The sequence below is a fragment of the Thioalkalivibrio sp. ALMg9 genome (genome assembly GCF_000380625.1).
Lineage (GTDB): Bacteria > Pseudomonadota > Gammaproteobacteria > Ectothiorhodospirales > Ectothiorhodospiraceae > Thioalkalivibrio > Thioalkalivibrio versutus.
The window spans coordinates 236,931-253,069 of record NZ_AQYC01000008.1; the positions used below are offsets into that span (position 1 = coordinate 236,931).

The 16,139-nt window shown below is 64.6% G+C and carries 13 protein-coding genes and 1 pseudogene; 3 read left to right on the forward strand and 11 right to left on the reverse strand.

Features of this window, described 5'->3' with window-relative positions; all coding sequences use genetic code 11:
• Positions 1-6: 6 nt before the first annotated feature.
• Positions 7-756, reverse strand: coding sequence for a bifunctional demethylmenaquinone methyltransferase/2-methoxy-6-polyprenyl-1,4-benzoquinol methylase UbiE (gene ubiE / locus F792_RS0106385; RefSeq protein WP_018168865.1), 750 nt, complete (start codon positions 754-756; stop codon positions 7-9).
• A 13-nt stretch (positions 757-769) separates the two neighbouring features.
• Positions 770-1,135 (reverse strand): gamma-butyrobetaine hydroxylase-like domain-containing protein, encoded by a 366-nt coding sequence (locus F792_RS0106390; RefSeq protein ID WP_018145031.1) that lies wholly within the window; start codon positions 1,133-1,135, stop codon positions 770-772.
• Between the two features lie 417 nt (positions 1,136-1,552).
• On the opposite strand from F792_RS0106390, the gene F792_RS0106395 reads away from it, so the two are divergent.
• On the forward strand, positions 1,553-2,893 hold the full coding sequence (locus F792_RS0106395) for a calcium-binding protein (RefSeq protein ID WP_026305917.1): 1,341 nt from the start codon (positions 1,553-1,555) through the stop codon (positions 2,891-2,893).
• 1,156 nt (positions 2,894-4,049) lie between these two features.
• Positions 4,050-4,385 (forward strand): annotated as a pseudogene (locus F792_RS14990) (HlyD family efflux transporter periplasmic adaptor subunit); the annotation flags it as partial.
• Positions 4,386-4,745: 360 nt separating this feature from the next.
• On the opposite strand, the gene F792_RS0106410 reads toward F792_RS14990, so the two are convergent.
• The 8 genes from F792_RS0106410 to F792_RS0106445 form a co-directional block, all read right to left on the reverse strand.
• Entirely contained in the window at positions 4,746-5,630 is an 885-nt protein-coding gene (locus F792_RS0106410; RefSeq protein ID WP_018168869.1) for a carbohydrate kinase, read from the reverse strand.
• A 19-nt stretch (positions 5,631-5,649) separates the two neighbouring features.
• Positions 5,650-6,936 (reverse strand): GGDEF domain-containing protein, encoded by a 1,287-nt coding sequence (locus F792_RS0106415; protein ID WP_018168870.1) that lies wholly within the window; start codon positions 6,934-6,936, stop codon positions 5,650-5,652.
• 117 nt (positions 6,937-7,053) lie between these two features.
• Complete coding sequence (locus tag F792_RS0106420; RefSeq protein WP_018145044.1) at positions 7,054-7,935, reverse strand: endonuclease/exonuclease/phosphatase family protein; 882 nt, start codon at positions 7,933-7,935, stop codon at positions 7,054-7,056.
• Positions 7,936-7,972: 37 nt separating this feature from the next.
• Positions 7,973-9,613 carry an acetolactate synthase large subunit gene (locus F792_RS0106425; RefSeq protein WP_018168871.1) on the reverse strand — a complete coding sequence of 547 codons (1,641 nt, stop codon included), beginning with the start codon at positions 9,611-9,613 and terminating at the stop codon, positions 7,973-7,975.
• A gap of 27 nt (positions 9,614-9,640) precedes the next feature.
• Complete coding sequence (locus F792_RS0106430; protein ID WP_018168872.1) at positions 9,641-10,273, reverse strand: thiol:disulfide interchange protein DsbA/DsbL; 633 nt, start codon at positions 10,271-10,273, stop codon at positions 9,641-9,643.
• The gene (ccsB, locus tag F792_RS0106435; protein ID WP_018168873.1) at positions 10,274-11,446 is read right to left on the reverse strand and encodes a c-type cytochrome biogenesis protein CcsB; all 1,173 of its coding nucleotides are present in this window, start codon (positions 11,444-11,446) and stop codon (positions 10,274-10,276) included.
• Between the two features lie 26 nt (positions 11,447-11,472).
• Complete coding sequence (locus F792_RS0106440; protein WP_018168874.1) at positions 11,473-13,542, reverse strand: cytochrome c biogenesis protein ResB; 2,070 nt, start codon at positions 13,540-13,542, stop codon at positions 11,473-11,475.
• A 266-nt stretch (positions 13,543-13,808) separates the two neighbouring features.
• Positions 13,809-14,432 (reverse strand): cytochrome c, encoded by a 624-nt coding sequence (locus F792_RS0106445; protein WP_018168875.1) that lies wholly within the window; start codon positions 14,430-14,432, stop codon positions 13,809-13,811.
• 160 nt (positions 14,433-14,592) lie between these two features.
• Here F792_RS0106445 and yihA point away from each other — a divergent pair, with 160 nt between their 5' ends.
• Positions 14,593-15,207, forward strand: coding sequence for a ribosome biogenesis GTP-binding protein YihA/YsxC (gene yihA, locus F792_RS0106450; RefSeq protein ID WP_018168876.1), 615 nt, complete (start codon positions 14,593-14,595; stop codon positions 15,205-15,207).
• A gap of 282 nt (positions 15,208-15,489) precedes the next feature.
• On the opposite strand, the gene F792_RS0106455 is transcribed toward yihA, so the two are convergent.
• A complete protein-coding gene (locus tag F792_RS0106455) occupies positions 15,490-16,137 on the reverse strand; it encodes an SCO family protein (RefSeq protein ID WP_018168877.1) in 648 nt (215 codons plus the stop codon).
• Positions 16,138-16,139 lie beyond the last annotated feature (2 nt).

The window sequence follows — 16,139 nt, forward strand, 5'->3', positions numbered from 1 at the left end:
AAAATGCTAGAGCTTGGTGCCGCGGTGCAGGGCGACGATGCCGCCGGTCAGGTTGTCGTATTCGACCCGTTCCAGTCCGGCGTCGCGCATCATGCCGGCCAGGGTTTCCTGGTCCGGGTGCATGCGGATGGATTCGGCCAGATAGCGGTAGCTGTCCGCGTCGTTCGCGACCAGCTTGCCCATCAGGGGGAGCATCTTGAACGAATAGACATCGTAGATCGGGCGCAGCGGCGCCATCGGTTGCGAGAACTCCAGCACCAGCACGCGCCCGCCCGGCTTGATCACCCGGCGCATCTCGGCCAGCGCGCGCTCCTTGCGGGTCACGTTGCGCAGGCCGAAGGCGATGGTCACGCGGTCGAAGTAGTCGTCCGGATAGGGGAGCTGTTCGGCGTCCGCCTGCACGAAGTCGAGGTTACCCACATGGCCCTCGTCCAGCATGCGGTCGCGCCCGGCCTCCAGCATCGAGGCATTGATGTCGCAGACCACGATCTGACCCTTGGGTCCGACCCGTGGGGCAAAGGCCCCGGCGAGGTCCCCGGTGCCGCCGGCCAGGTCCAGGATCTTCATGCCTGGGCGCACGCCCGTGCGCTCCAGGGTGTAGCGCTTCCAGATGCGATGGACGCCCATGGACATCAGGTCGTTCATCACGTCGTAGCGCGAGGCGACCGAATGGAACACCTCGCCGACCCGCGAGGCCTTCTCGGACTCGGGGACGCTCTGGTAGCCGAAGTGGGTCTTGCCGGATTCTTCTTTCATCAAAGTGCCGTTGTCAGTGCGTCTTGCGCTCGTGTCCGGCCTCTTTCAGCCGATCCAGGTAATCCTGCCACAGTCGCTCCTGGTTCGTGCCGAGTTCGTGCAGGTAGTCCCAGTCATAGATGCCGGTGTCGTGCCCGTCGGAGAACACGAGCTTCACCGCATAGTTTCCGACCGGCTCGATCCCGGTGATGTTCACGTCTTCCTTGCCGACCTGCAGCACCTCCTGGCCCTTGCCGTGCCCGCGCACCTCGGCCGAGGGCGAATACACGCGCAGGAACTCGCAGGGCAACTCGAAATGCGAGCCGTCCGAATACGTCAGCTCCAGGATGCGCGACTTCTGATGCAGCTGGATATCGGTGGGTCGGTGGGTACTGCTCATGCGGCCTCCAGAATCCACAGTCCGGGCGCCGCCCGAACCGAATCAGCGGACCGCCAAACGGCGGCCATCAATGGACTGCGAGGATACCAGCCCTGCGGACCAGCGTGGCATCTCCCCGCGCACCGCAGGTCTGCGGATCTTGACACCCTTTGGGTGGCGCGTCAGAGTCCGCAGCCTCATTCATGGAAAGGGAATGTCCATGACTTCGCCACGGATTGGCGTGCCCCCATCTCGTCAAGAGTCGGACGACGAATTCCTTGCGCCAGGTGCCTGGATAGGCCGTCGTGCTCTCCCGCGCCTTGCGGACGATCGCCGCGCAGAGTCGCAGGACCGCCGTTTTGCCTGGTGTTCAGCCCCAGGGTCTCCTGCTCGCATCCCCGAGGCCGCTTCTTTCCGGCCGTTCGGGAGGGTGGCCTCATGAGGTCTGCCCTGGTCACCGTTGTATTCGTGCTGGCCTGCCTGGGTGCGGTGTATACGTTGCTACCCGAGGTCCGGCATGGCGTGAACCTCTTCGCGGCCGAGTTCGCTCGGGGGTTCAAGCAAGGGTTTTCCTCGACCGCAGGTGGCGTCCCTCTTCCGGGGTGGTCTCCGGATCACTCGTCAGAGCTTTCATCCGAGGTTTCGACCGGGCGGAGTGGTTCGGAGCCGCGTTCCCTGGGCGTTATCCGGGACCCGAGTATTCCGGCTGGTTCTGGCGCTGACGTTGACCTGAAGGGCTACGGCAACGTGCCGAACCTGCGCGTGGCCCTGGAGCGCGACGACAGCGGCCGTTTGCGCGAGCATGTCGAGGCCTTTCGAGACGAGACCGACGTGCAGGCGCGTGCCGCCCGCATGAACGCGTTGCTGTTTGAATGGGCCGGAGCCGCCGACGTCGATCCGGAAGACCGGGGGCCGAACATCGATGGCCGCAAGCTTGTCACCTTGGAGGCCTTCCTGGACAGGGATTTCCGCCAGCAGGGCAGCCCCGACCCTCGCCCGGGAGGAGCATCGGAGTTGCACAAGGCCTTCGCGATCTTGAAAACGGCGATGTACGGCGAGCCCATGCGGCAGACGCACCTGGCGCCCTACTTCGATGCGATCAGCTTTGCCCTGAACGAATCCGGTCCCGGCTTCGATTTCTCCGATACCACGAGCGCCCTGAAGGAGAGCTTCGAGCGCGACCCGGCCCGGGGGCTGACCGATTTGTTCGAATTCGAGCGGGCGGGTGGCGAGCGCCTGCGCGCAATGGGCTTCGATCCCTACCGCCTGACGCGCGACTGGCTGGTCGAGGCTGGGGGCGACCCGAGTGTGCAGGCGGCGCTATCGGCCCTGGGCTGGGACGGCGTGCGCATGGGTGGCCAAGGCACGGTGGAGCGCGAGATTGTCCTGGCCCGCAATGATGCCGCAACGCTGAAGGCCGGATCCGGCGGTGACTGGCTGCTCGGGGGCGATGGTGACAATGTCCTGCAGCCCGGGCCCAGTGACGATCTGTTGTATGGCGGCGCTGGCGACAATACCTACCGCTTTGACGTCGGTACCGGCCATAACATCCTGGTGGAGATGCACGGAGACCGCGGCCGTAGCGTACTCGAGCTGGGCCCGGACATCCGCCCCGAAGATGTCGATATTCACGTCGAGGACCACGAGCTGGTGATCGCCCACCGAAATGGCAAGGACAGCATCCGCATCCAGAACTGGTTCGGCTCCATCCACCCCGAGCGCCATCGTCTGCGCGCCGTGCGCCTCGCCGACGGGCAGACCCTGGAGCTTCCCCAATGAACGCCACGCCAGAGCGTTCAGCAGCAACTTTGTCAGGGCCACCTGAAGCCGGCAGCCTTTAAAACCATCACTCATGGACAGGGAAAAGCCATGACCTCGCCACGGATCGGCGTCTTCTCCGCAGTACCGCTTCGGCTTATGCCGCATCGCCCCGCTAGACGCATCGGTGTATCGCTGGAGCGGGTTCCGTCGTATTCGCGCCTAGTCGTTGGGTTGCGGATGATTCTATACCGCACGAGAAGGCGCCGCTGTTTCCACGAGGTAGCGCAATCCTTCGTCTTCAGGGGGGCTCAGATACCGCTGAGGCTGGTATCGAGCTCGGGAAAAGTTGGGGGGCGAAACGATGAGACGGGTGCCTGAGTCTCTCTCTCATTCTAGGTTGGCTAGTTGGGCGAAAGGCAGCTGGCCCTATCAAGTGTTCGTTGTCCGGGCCCTTCAGCGCGGGACTTCTAGAGCTTGGTACATCGTCTCGTTTTGTTTCCTTTTCTTTGCTGTATCCGACTATGTGGATTATCTAAATACTGTCCCCGATATGGGGGGATTGACGAGGCAAGAAGGCCTGGTGGAGCGCATTAATGAAGGGCGAGGGCGCGCTCGTCGTTCAATTGTCATGGACGTGGACGATGGCGATCCTGTTCGCTATTTTGGGGCGATCCCTTTGGGCGAGAATGGCGAGAAGATTATCGGGGAGCCCGTTACGGTCTGGTTGCACAGTAAGATTAGTGTATTTGGTCCATCAACCAGGGTTTATCATCTCGAATTCGAGGGAGAGACTCTCGTTAATTACGAGGAAATAAGGCCACGCTTGGAAGCGTCGCAGGAGAGGCTTCCGAGATTCGTAATATGGTGGCTCGTCCTCGGAGTGATTCCGCTCATGCGCGTCTGGTGGGTCAATAGAATTATCGATTAATAGAAGTTTAAACGGATAACAATACAAGGATGTTTGTTGCGGCTCGTGGGCTTGACGAAAAATATCATCACTTGATGAAGTCGGCTCTTCACATGAAGCTGTCGCCAGCGGAGTTTGCGAGTGCAGCGAATAATTTAAATGACAAGGACTCCCTCGGCGCGTCAATAGCGGCCTTGGACGGCTTGCAATCGCCGAATTCCGGTACATCCGCAATAGCACATCTCTCTCGATTCTGGCTGACACGACCTGCACCGGGCGCGTTCGGACGCCGAGTCGCTGCGCCAGGAGCTGATCAAGGCGCGCCGTCTGGACGAGCTGACCCGCCTGCGGGCCCCGGTGGATGGCACGGTCGAGCAACTGGCCGTGCACACGGTGGGCGGGGTCGTGGAGCCGGCCCGTCCGTTGATGGTCGTGGTCCCCGAGGATGGCGCAGTGGAGGTCGAGGCCACCCTGCCCAACAAGGACATCGGCTTTGTCCGGGCCGGCCAGGAGGCCGAGGTCAAGCTGCAGACGTTTCCCTATACCAAGTACGGCACCATCGGCGGTGTGGTGACGGACGTCTTGCAGGATGCGGTGCAGAATGCCTGCACGGCAGTCACCGCGCCTTGTTCGCACGCAAAAGCGACTCGAGCGCGAGCGCGCGATTCAATCAGCGTCTCCCTAGGCGATAGGGCGGCATCGCATGATGTAAACGTTCGTGTTGGAGTCGGTCTGTGTACTGACCGGGCACGGTTAATGATCTGCCACCGCGCTGTATGGGCGAGCTGCAAAGCGATCAGCCTCCCATTGGGTTAGTTGCGGGATTGTAGTGCCCCCAAGCGATACATGCTCGGCTTGGCTCTCATCGCTGCCCAGTGTCGTGAGGATGGGCTGAGTCCCTTCTCTGGAGTCAGGTTGCCGCCGGTTTTTGTGCGCGGGGCATTGTTTGTGCGAAGGGAGCGATTAGCTCCAGGCGGTGCGGGCGCGGTGGTAGAAGTCGGAGTCTTCGCTGGTGGCGCCCTGCAGGGAGCAGACGGCGGCTGCGAACCCGAGCGCGCGCTCCAGCGTGGTCGCCCAGGGCCAACCGTGTTGCTGGCCGATGATGGCGACACTGGCGAAGGCGTCGCCGGCGCCTACGGCGTCGCGGAAGCCGTCGACCGCGGGGGCTGGGGCCTGCCAGTGCTGGCCATCGGTGGTGTGGATGGCTGCGCCGTCGGCGCCGTGGGTGATGATCAGGGCGGAGCGGATCGCGGCGCGTTCCAGGAGCGCCGCCGAGCGCTCCGGTGCGGCGACGTCGGGGGCCAGCGTGGCCGCCTCGTCGGTGTTCAGCTTGACCACGTCGGCCCCGCGCATCAGCGCGAGGACGTCGTCAGGCTGGTACCACGGTGCGCGCAGGTTCACGTCGACGAAACGATGTTGTGCGCGGGCCTGTAACCGTTCCAGTAGCTCGCGGTTGTCCGCGCGCAGGGCGAGCGTGCCGTGATAGAGGAGGCCCGCGGTGTCCGGCAGCTGGTCCGCCCATTCCGCCGGAACGGTGTCATAGGCCTGGTCAGGGACGATGGTGTAGGTCGGTTCGCCGTCTTCCAGGGCGATGCGGACCTGGCCGGTGGGGGCCGCGGGGTGCCTGTACAGGCCGCGGGTGTCCATCCCGATGCGGTTCATGCGCTCGCGGATGCTGCGGCCGTCCGCGTCGTCCCCGACTCCGCCCACGAAACAGGCGGCCTCGCCCAGCTGGTGCAGGTTCCAGGCGACGTTGAAGGGCGCGCCGCCGAGGACGCGCGTACCGTCGGGGAAGCAATCGAACAGGACTTCGCCGAAGATCAGGTGGGGTTGAGGCGTACCGTTCATGGGTTCCCTCGGCAGTGGATCAGTCGCCGGCCCGCTCGATGCGGTCACGGCCTCGCTTTTTCGCTTGTAGCAGCGCGTGGTCGGCGGCATCGAATATCGCCTCCGGGGCGGCGGCGGGGTCGATTCCGGCCAGCCCGGCGGAGATGGTGACCTTCAGACGCGTCTTGCCGGAGCGCACGATCAGACGGTCCACAGCGTCGCGGATGGTATTGGCCTGGCTGTATGCAGCGTCAGGCTCGCGATGGATGATCATCACGAATTCCTCCCCGCCGTAGCGCGCGACGAAATCCGGCTCGCGCACGCCCTCGGCCAGGATCTCGGCGACCGCCCGCAGGACCTTGTCGCCGGCAGTGTGGCCGTACTCGTCATTGATGGTCTTGAAGTGGTCGATGTCCCAGACCAGCAGCGAGGCCGCGCCCGATTTCTCGAGCTCTGCGGGGAGTTGCTCCAGCCGCTGTTCGAAGGCCATTCGATTGGGCAGGCCGGTGAGGCTGTCGCGACTGGCTTCGGCGCGCGCCTGTTCCAGCCGGTTGCGCAGCGCTTGCACCTGACCCTCCAGGCTGCGGCCCTTGGAGCGCAGGAGGCGGTTCCGTTCCTGCACCACCTGCAGTTCGTCTTCCTGCTCGTTCCGAAACGTGGTGACGCGCTCCACCATGCGGTCGAGACCGCGGGTCACCTCGGTGCGCAGGGTCGCGAGGTCCTCGACGTCGACCACCCGGCCTTTGATGTGCTCGACATCCCCGGAGATCCCCGCGTGCAGTTCGGAGACCGATTCCCGGGCGCGCTGGCCGCGCGCCTCGTCTTCGGACAGGGCGGTATCCACGTCCTCCAGTCGGTGCCAGATCTCGCCGACGACCTCGGTGAGTTCTTCGCGCTCCGTCATTGCCTGCTCGCACTTGTCGTGCATCACCGAGAACAGGCGTGTGAGGGTGCGTTCGATCTCTGCCTTGTCGCGCCGATCGGCGGCTCGGGTGAGGGCCTCCCGCTCGGGGTCGAGGAATTCGAAGCCGAGCAGGCCACGCTGGACGACCGCGAGGATGCCGTCGGCCAGGTCCTCTCGCTGATCGCTGGAGCGCACGGCGTCGGCCAGCTGGCCGCTCAGGCGATCCAGCCAGGCGGTGTCGCCGGGGTCGGATTCGATGGCGCGGGTCAGGTCGCGCACGGCGCCTTCCAGTGCCGGCACCTTCGCGGAGACCACCGCGAGCGATCGCAGGGCGACGCGGCGGATCGCGTCCTGCAGGGCGCGCTCCCGATCCAGCGAGCGCTCGAGCTCGATAATGGTCTTGCGCAGATCGCTATCGGACATCGGGAAATCCCGGATAGTAGGCGCGCCTATTTAAACGCGGAAATGGGGTGGATGCCAGGGAAACACGGACTAATGTACCCACTAGCGCTCGAACCGTACCCGTCTTTCGGCATCGGTTTAGTGCGCTGGATCATGAAGGGCTTGGCGCTGCGGCAGTTCGATCTCGATACCGACCGGCAGGTGGTCGGAGAGCGCCACGTTGTAGACACGCACGTCGCTGACGTGCAGGTCGGGGGTCAGCAGGATGTGGTCGAACACCAGGCGCGGGTCCCAGGCGGGATAGGTGGCCGGGCAGGCCATCGGCTCCATCAACCCGGTACGCGCGACCAGTTGCCGCAGTTCCTCGCTGTCCTGCTGGCAGTTGAGGTCGCCCATCACGATCGCATGTGGAAAATCCTGGATATGCTCCGCGACGTAGGCCAGCTGGGATTTCCGCGTGCGCTTGCCCAGGGCCAGGTGCAGCAGGAACAGCACCAGCTCCTCGCCGTCGCCCATGGCGTAGCGGGCCTCGATCGCGCCACGGCCGGGCAGCGCTCCGGGCAGACGGTGCATCTCCACCCGGTCCGGCTCCAAGCGCGAGAACAGGGCGAGGGAGTGCTTGGCGAACTGCCCCAGATCGCGGTTGATCCGGTTGTAGGTATACGGGAACTGCGCACGTTCGGAGAGATAGGAGGCCAGATCGACGAAGTTGCTGCGCAGGCTACCCCCGTCCAGTTCCTGCACACCGACGATGTCGAACTCCGAGATAAAGCGTGCCACCCGGTCGAGGTTGTCCATGCGCCCACCGTAGGGGAGCACGTGCTTCCAGCTGTTGGTCAGGTAGTGATGCAACCGGGAGGAGTGGATGCCGACCTGGGCGTTGAAGCTCAAGAGCCGCAGGCGCTGGCTGCCCTGCTCGTGGTGATATCCCAGGCGTTCCGGGGTGGAGGCTTCCGGTTGTGTCGCGCCCTCGGGCCCGGTGGGCGCGGTGCGATCATGGCCGGACGCGATCGAGGTCATCGCGGGTCGTCTCCTGCTGGCGGGGAAGTCCGCGTTGTCAGAATGGACAAACCAGTTCGCCCAAACGTTCCGTCAGCTTCATGTTCTCGCTGTAGTCCACTGGGCAGTCGATGATCGTGACCCCGGGTGTTACCAGGGCCTCGCGCAGCGCCATCTCCAGGCTGTCGCCGGGTTCGATGCGCACGCCTTGCGCCCCAAACGACTGCGCCAGCTGCACGAAGTCCGGATTGCCGAACTCGACGAAGGCCTTGCGGCCATATTCGCGCACCTGCTTCCACTCGATCAGGCCGTAGGCGTTGTCGTTCCAGATCAGCACAACGAAGTTGAGGCCCAGGCGAACCGCCGTTTCCAGTTCCTGCACGTTCATCAGGAAGCCGGCATCGCCGGTGACCGCGACCACCTGGCGTTCGGGGTGGAGCTTGGCGGCGGCAATGGCGCCCGGGAGCGCGATCCCCATGCTGGCAAAGCCATTGGAGATCAGGCAGGTATTGGGCAGCTCGCAGCGGAACATGCGCGCCATCCAGAGCTTGTGCGCGCCCACATCGGTGATCATGATCGCGTCGAGGTCGGCGGCGGTGCGCAGATCCCAGATCAGCTTTTGCGGCTTGAGCGGCACCTGGGTGTCGTTGCGGTGCTCGTTCATGTCGTCGATCAGGCTCTGGCGTAGCGGGCGCAGGATGGTCTCTTCGCGGGGGCTCACCTGTTCCGCCAGGCGGTGCAGGCAGGTCGTCAGATCGCCCAGTACCTCGGCGGTGACATTGTAGTGACCGTCGATCTCGGCCGGCGCGGAGTCGATATGGATCAGGGTCCGGTCGGCGTCCGGATGCCAGAAGCTGGGCGGGTATTCGACCAGGTCGTAGCCGATGCAGACGATCACATCGGCCTTGTGGAAGCCAAAATTCACGAAGTCCTGGCTTTGCAGGCCGACCGAGCCCAGCGCCAGCGGGTGGCGGAACGGCAGTACGCCCTTGGCCATGAAGGTGTTGGCGACCGGAATGTTCAGGGCGCTGGCGAGCATGGCCAGGGCGCCGCTGGCGCCGGAACGGATCACGCCGTTCCCGGCCAGGATCAGCGGGTGCCGGGCCTCGTTCAGCAGGCGTGCGGCCGCCTCCAGGGAGGCTTCGGCCGGTACGGCGGCCGGGCCGGCATGTACCGGCAAGGGTGGATTCGGGCACGGCAGTGAGGCGATGTTCTCTGGCAGCTCGATGAAGCTGGCACCGGGTTTGCCGCCTTCGGCCCACTTGAAGGCCTTGCGGATCACCTCGGGCAGGATCTCGGGTTCCAGCACCTGTGAGCTGTACTTGGTGATCGGCTGGAACAGGCCCTTCAGGTCGAGGACCTGGTGCGATTCCTTGTGCAGCCGATGGGTGCTGGCCTGGCCGGCAATTGCGACCAGGGGGGCGTGATCCATGTTGGCGTCGGCGACGCCGGTGATCAGGTTGGTGGCGCCGGGTCCCAGGGTCGCCAGACAGACGCCCGCCTTGCCGGACAGCCGCCCGTGGACGTCGGCCATGAAGGCCGCGCCCTGCTCGTGACGGGTGGTGACGAACTCGATGGGGGAATCGGCCAGGGCGTCGAGAACGGCCATGTTCTCTTCGCCGGGGAGGCCGAAGATGCGTTCAACGCCCTCCTGTTCGAGGCACTCGACCAGACGCTGGGCGGTGGTCGGATCGCTCATGGCCGAACCCGTCGGAGCGGGCCCGCGTTAGCCGCGGGCACGTTCGATCAGGTAGTCGGCAACCTCCAGCATTTCGTCGTGCCCGCCGGCCATGCTGGCGGAGACGCTGGCCTCGCCATTGATGACCAGGGTGGGCACGCCGCTCACGGCGTAGTCCTGCACCGCCTCGGTGGCCTCGACGATCCGCTGGCGAATCGCGTCGGAGCGCATGGTTTCGCGGAATTCGTCGGCGTCGAGTCCGCGCTGGTTGATGAAGCGCAGGATGGCGCTTTCCGAGCGCAGCTGGCGGCCCTGATCGTGGATCGCGTCGTAGAACGCCTGATGCACCTCGTCGAGCACGCCCAGCTTTTCTGCGGTGTAGTACACCCGGGCATGCAGCGCCCAGACATCGTTCATCGGTGCAGGCAGGTATTCGAACTGTACGTCGTCGGCCAGGCCGGGCTTCCACGCCTGGACCTTGGGCTCGAATTCGTAGCAGTGCGGGCAGCCATACCAGAAGATCTCGACGACCTGGATCCTGCCGTCCTCCAGGCCGGTGTCGAGCGGCGGCTGGATGGCCCGGTAGTGCTGGCCTTCGCGGTATTCGGCCGCGAGGCTGGTACCGGTGGCGAGCAGCAGGCCGGCGCCGCCCAGGGCGCCCATGAATTCACGACGCTTCATTTACAGTTCTCCGTAGGAATGCAGGCCGGACAGGAACATGTTCACGCCCAGGAACGCGAAGGTGGTGATGAACAGGCCCACAATCGCCCACCAGGCCATGGTCGGGCCACGCCAGCCCTTGGTAAAGCGCATGTGCAGCCAGGCCGCGTAGTTCAGCCAGACGATCAGCGCCCAGGTCTCCTTCGGGTCCCAGGACCAGTAGCCGCCCCAGGCCTCGGCCGCCCACATCGCGCCGAGCACGGTCGCGAGGGTGAAGAAGGCGAAGCCGATCGCGATGGACTTATACATCACGCTGTCCAGCGTCTCCTTGGTCGGCATGCGCTGGGTGATCGCGGCGTCCGGCCGCGTGCGTTCCAGGCGATCGCGGATCAGGAAGGCGACGCCGAGCATGGCGGCGATGGCAAAGCCGCCGTAGCCCACGAAATTGGTGGGTACGTGGATCTTCATCCACCAGCTGTTCAGCGCCGGCACCAGCGGCTCGACGATGTGCGCGTCGCGGGTGAACATGTACCACAGCAGGAAGGTGACCGAGGCCGCGATGATGAGCATCACGAAGGCACCCATGTTGCGCGAGCCGGTGCGCTGCTCGTAGTAGAGGTACATCAGCGCGGTCAGGGCCGCAAACAGGATGAACACCTCGTAGAGGTTCGCCACCGGGATGTAGCCCCAGGTCGGGTCGGTCAGGTAGATCTCGCGCCAGCGCACCAGCAGCGCCATGGCCCCCGCACCAGCACCGACCCAGGCGAAGGCGGCGCCCACGCGGGCGGGGAAATCGGAATTGGAGAACAGGCCCATCAGATAGGCGACGGTGGAGAGATAGAGGAACACGCTCATCCACATGACGCCGGCCTGACCGGAACCGATGTAGTTCAGCCAGAAATTGGTCTCGTTGGCGGCCAGGCTGTCGCCGTAAAGCCAGATGCCGAACAGCGCCAGCACCCCGACGATGATCGAGAAGGCCTGCCATGGGCGCCAGAACCAGCCCATCCAGGCGCTGGTGCCGACCGCAAGGATCAGGCCGCCGATGTCGTAGCGGTCCATGTTCTCGCCGTAGAACGTCAGCGAGATCACCGCTACGGCGGCCATCAGTGCAAAGTAGGCCCAGTCGCGCAACTGCAGTTGGCGGAAGAAACCGGGCCGTTCGAAATCCAGGGCCTCGTGGGGTACAGACATGGTGTGCTCCTCCGGCTACGCGCGGGTCAGGCGTTCTTGTTGTGACTGTCGTCGCTAGCCGAGTCCGAACGGACCGGCTTTTGCTCGATGATCCAGCGCTTAAGATGCGCGAAACGTTCCTCGAATTCCACTTGATGGCGGTTACTGGTGCCGGCCATCACCACGTGGGTGCCTTCGCCGTCCTCGCGCCGCCGCGCCATGATCCACAGGCGCTGATAGGACACGTAGAACAGCAGGAAGATCCCGACAATCAGCATGGTGCTGCCGACGTACACCGTGCTCTGGCCCGGGGCGCGGGCGATCTGCAGGCCCGAGGCCTCGCGGTGCTCGAAGTCCTTCAGGTGGAAGAAGAACGGCGACTGATACAGGCTGATCGCGTTGATCGCCGAGATCGTGTCCTCCAGGAAGCGCTGTTCTTCTTCCTGGATCGAGACCACACCCTCGTCCTGCAGGACCTCCATGTAAAGCCCCTGAAGACCGGCGTGAAGGATGCGGACCATCAGGTCACGTACTTCCTCGATGCGTTCTGCCGGGACGCGGCGTTCGATCTCGTTGTGCACGGCCATGTAGCCGCCCTGGGCGAACAGGCCCATCAGTTCGGCCGCGGTTTGCGCAATCGCCTGGTTCTGCGACCCCTCGACGGTGTCGTCGTCACGGGCGACCTGGCGGGCGATCTCGTTGCGCACCTCCGGGTTGTGCAGCATGGCCAGATAGGTGCGGAAACGTTCCAGCGAGTTGTCGGCATCGGCCGGCAGGAACAGGTAATGGAACTCGTCGGCCGGGCTCTCGCGCACGCCGCTCAGGAAATACATCGCCCCTTCCTGCAGGGCCGGGCGCTGGTAGTTGCGGTAGTACAGGCCATGGCCGGTGCGATCCATCAGGCGGAAGTCGAAGCTCGGGCCCATGTGCCGGTTTTCGCGCACGCCTTCTTCATTCAGGAGCGGGACTACGTTCTCCAGCTGGAAATTGATGAATTCGATGGTACGGGTATCGCCATCCGGGGTCGGGATGTCCATCTCCTGGAACACGCGGCCGGGGACTTCGAGCGCTTGCAGCGCCTCGGCACCCAGCGGGATGGCGTCGATGTCCAGGCGGGTGCCGCCGTCGGCAAAACTGGCCTGGAAGATGGCGTAGCCGTTGTAGATCAGCGGATAGTTGACCGAGATCGTATGCCGCAGCGGCTCGTCGCGGTTCGGATCGTGGATGATCAGGTCCGATTCGTAGGAGCTCTCGGCGCCGGTGGAAAAGCGCTCAATGCGGAACTCCTCCAATTCGATGCGGAACGGCAGTTCCTGGACGAAATAGCCCTCCCGCATCGGCAGGAAGACCACGTTGGCCGAGGCGCCCTCGGGGATCTCCACCGAACCGCGGAAGGACGGGTTCCAGTCCGGGATCCAGGCCGAGCGCGGGACCTCGGAGATCGGCACGCTGCGGGTCTCGATCTCCAGGTTCCCCAGCCATTCGTTGATCTTGAGCAGGGTCGTGCCATCGGCCAGGGCGCCGACACAGATGACGACAATGCCGACATGGGTCAGCAGGTAGCCCAGGCGGTTCCAGCGCCCGCGCATCGCGGCAATGACGGTCTGGCCATCGCTGTTCTTCTCGCGGGCCTTGAAGCCCTGGGCCTTCAGCACCCGATGGGCGTGCTGGACGAATTCGTCCTGCGGCTGGTCGAGGTCGCCGGTGGCGCTCGAGTGAAACGAGCGCAGGGACTTTTCCTTGACCTGCAGGTTATAGCGGCGAAGGTCCTTCAGCAGTCCGGGCGACTGGCGATAGACGCAGAAGGAGGTGGAGATGACCAGGAAGGCCACCACCAGCAGGAACCATGTGGCGGAGTACACCTGATACAGGCCCATCCCGGCGAAGATCTCATGCCAGAACGGCCCGAAATCCATCAGGTACTCCGTATAGGGCTCGTTCTGCACCAGTACGGTGCCGATCACGGAGGCGATGGACAGCGCCACCAGCAGGGTGATCGCCAGGGTCATCGAGCCCATGAAATCCACAAGGATGCGGCTACGCCGCGGCTTGCGGGCGGCTTTCTGGCGAGATGCGGAGGACGGGCCGGCGTCTGCGGCCTGATCGATATTCGACATTCTGAAACCTGCTTTAACCCTGGCGACTATGCGAAGCAACCCGAGGGGGTTCAATTTCCAAGACAAACTGCACGGGCGTTCCGCGAGCACTGGGTGGACCGATGGCGTGCCGAGGAGTTCGGTCGTGCCCCACCATGACGCAAATGGCTACGAGGGCATTCCCGCAAAACGTGTATTTCTTGCGCCCAACAAAAAGGGGCGGCCGAGGCCGCCCCTTTCCTGGGTCGCTTCGCCGCCCATCCTGCGCGGCACAACTGCGGACCGGATCAGTTACCGGTCTGCAGGCCGGCCATGTACTGGGACACGGCCTCGATGTCGGAATCCGACATGTTGCGCGCGACATTGCGCATCATGCGACCGTTATCGTTGGCGCGCTCGCCGCTGCGGAAGTAGCGCAGCTGGTCGGCGCTGTACTGCGCGTGCTGGCCGGCGACGGCCGGGAACATGGCTTCCGGGTTGCCGTTGCCGTTGGGGCCGTGGCAGGCGATGCAGGCGGCGACATTCTGCGACGGGATGCCGCCGCGGTAGATCTGTTCGCCGCGCTCGACGACTTCTTCGTCGGCGGTGCCGCTGCTGGTGCTCTGCTCGGCGAAGTAGGCGGACAGGTCACGCATGTCCTGCTCGTCCAGGTTGGCAACCTGGCCGGCCATCAGCGAGTTTTCACGGCGGCCGGACTTGTAGTCTTCCAGCTGCTTGGTGGTGTACTTCGGGTGCTGGCCGGCGAGCTTGGGCCATTCCGGATTGACGCTGTTGCCGTCAGCCTGGTGGCAAGCCGCGCAGGACTGGGAGAGTTCCTGGCCGCGCTGAGGATCGCCCGCCTGGGCCGCCGACAGCGGGAGCAGCAGGGATACGGACAGGGCAGCAAAGAGAGCGGAAAGCTTGTGGTTCATGATGGAGAATCTCCTGCTTGTAAATGCGTGCCGGGTCTCGACCCGTTCCTTGTGCCCCATGGTAGGGCGATCAACATAAGGGGCGCAGTTTATAGCACAATGCTAATTTGTACTCAAAAATAAACCGAGCCCCGCACTCGGCCAAGGACAGTATCCCCCCATGCAACCCCGATTCCGCGAGACCGCCTTCATGCGCGGGGTGGCTCAGCTATCCCAGCTCCCCGAGGATGCCGGCGTCGAGATCGCCTTCGCCGGGCGTTCCAATGCCGGTAAGTCGAGCGCCCTGAATGCCCTGTGCGGGCGCAAGGCGCTGGCGCGGGTCGGGCGCACACCGGGACGCACCCAGGAGATCAACCTGTTCAGCCTGCCGCCGGCAGAGCACTGGCGGCTGGTGGACCTGCCGGGTTACGGCTTTGCCAAGGTCTCGGCCGGAAAGCGGGCCGAGTGGGACCAGTTGCTGGGGGGGTATCTGCGGACGCGCCAAAACCTGATTGGGCTGGTGCTGATCATGGATATCCGCCGCCCGCTGACGGACCTGGATCGCCAGCTGCTGGAGTGGGTCCCGCTGGAGCGCTGCCGCCTGCACTGTGTGTTGACCAAGGCGGACAAGCTCTCGCGCCAGGAGGCCGATCGGCAGCTGCGCAAGGCCCATGGCGAGCTCGAGGTCATGGGCGTGGAGGCGACGCTGCAGACCTTTTCTTCCCTGAAAAACCAGGGCGTGGACGATTTGCGCGGCCTGCTCGGCGACTGGCTGGTTGACCACGAGTCCGATTGACCCACGGGCATAGGGCCGGGTGTCAGGCGTTGGGTCAGGAGGCTTGGACAAAAAGAAGCCCCGGCCTTGGGGTGGGACCGGGGCTAATTTCGGCCTCTACAGGGGGTGGAGAGGCCTATTGCCCGCTCAGGGAGAGAAGCGGGCCGCGCTGGGCTAGAGCGCTTATGAGGTGAGAAAGCGTCGTCCGGGCAAAGTTCCGGCCGGATCCGTCTCGATTGCGAATTTGTTCACAGAATCGATTGCCCCAGGCTCGCACAAGCGTCCGGCGCGGAAGAGGCGAACTTATTCGCGGCCCTCACGGCCCTCGATTCGCGCCTGCAGGGTGGCCATCAGCTCGCTTGCCGATGTGCCGTGCGGGTGGATCTCCAGTAGTTCGCCTTCGGGCCCGATCAGGTAGGTGGACGAGCTGTGATCCACCACATACCCCATGGCCGAGTCGATCTCGGTGCGCTCGTAGAACACCCCGTAGCGTTCGGTGATCGGTCGTAGCTCCTCGTGGGGACCCGTGGCGGCCTGGATGGCCGGGTGGAAGTGGCCGACGTAGGTTTCCAGGCGCTGGGCGTCGTCGCGTTCCGGGTCGACGCTCACCAGTACCGCGGCCACCTTGTCCTCCAGTTCCGGGGGCAGGCGATCCAGCGCGGCGCTGATCCAGCCCAGGCTGGTGGGGCAGGCATCCGGGCAGGCGGTGTAGCCGAAGTACACCCAGACGTATTGCCCTTCCAGGTCCGCGAGCCGGAACCGGTTGCCCTCGGTGGATACCGGCAGTTCGATCGGCCCGCCGGATACCGCATCCGCCACCGGCAGGCGTTCGTGGTCGGCCCCCTGGGGCACGGGCGGCGGTGCCGGGCGGAGCATCACGAAGACGAGCAGGGCACCGGCCGCCAGCACGGCCAGCGCCCATAACAGGCTGCTCAGCGGAATGCGCTGCATGT

Excerpts from the sequence above, each read along its gene's own strand:
- ubiE (WP_018168865.1), bottom strand. The coding sequence starts at position 756 with ATGAAAGAAGAATCCGGCAAGACCCACTTCGGCTACCAGAGCGTCCCC.
- F792_RS0106390 (WP_018145031.1), bottom strand. The coding sequence starts at position 1,135 with ATGAGCAGTACCCACCGACCCACCGATATCCAGCTGCATCAGAAGTCG.
- F792_RS0106395 (WP_026305917.1), top strand. The coding sequence starts at position 1,553 with ATGAGGTCTGCCCTGGTCACCGTTGTATTCGTGCTGGCCTGCCTGGGT.
- F792_RS0106410 (WP_018168869.1), bottom strand. The coding sequence starts at position 5,630 with ATGAACGGTACGCCTCAACCCCACCTGATCTTCGGCGAAGTCCTGTTC.
- F792_RS0106415 (WP_018168870.1), bottom strand. The coding sequence starts at position 6,936 with ATGTCCGATAGCGATCTGCGCAAGACCATTATCGAGCTCGAGCGCTCG.
- F792_RS0106420 (WP_018145044.1), bottom strand. The coding sequence starts at position 7,935 with ATGACCTCGATCGCGTCCGGCCATGATCGCACCGCGCCCACCGGGCCC.
- F792_RS0106425 (WP_018168871.1), bottom strand. The coding sequence starts at position 9,613 with ATGAGCGATCCGACCACCGCCCAGCGTCTGGTCGAGTGCCTCGAACAG.
- F792_RS0106430 (WP_018168872.1), bottom strand. The coding sequence starts at position 10,273 with ATGAAGCGTCGTGAATTCATGGGCGCCCTGGGCGGCGCCGGCCTGCTG.
- ccsB (WP_018168873.1), bottom strand. The coding sequence starts at position 11,446 with ATGTCTGTACCCCACGAGGCCCTGGATTTCGAACGGCCCGGTTTCTTC.
- F792_RS0106440 (WP_018168874.1), bottom strand. The coding sequence starts at position 13,542 with ATGTCGAATATCGATCAGGCCGCAGACGCCGGCCCGTCCTCCGCATCT.
- F792_RS0106445 (WP_018168875.1), bottom strand. The coding sequence starts at position 14,432 with ATGAACCACAAGCTTTCCGCTCTCTTTGCTGCCCTGTCCGTATCCCTG.
- yihA (WP_018168876.1), top strand. The coding sequence starts at position 14,593 with ATGCAACCCCGATTCCGCGAGACCGCCTTCATGCGCGGGGTGGCTCAG.
- F792_RS0106455 (WP_018168877.1), bottom strand. The coding sequence starts at position 16,137 with ATGCAGCGCATTCCGCTGAGCAGCCTGTTATGGGCGCTGGCCGTGCTG.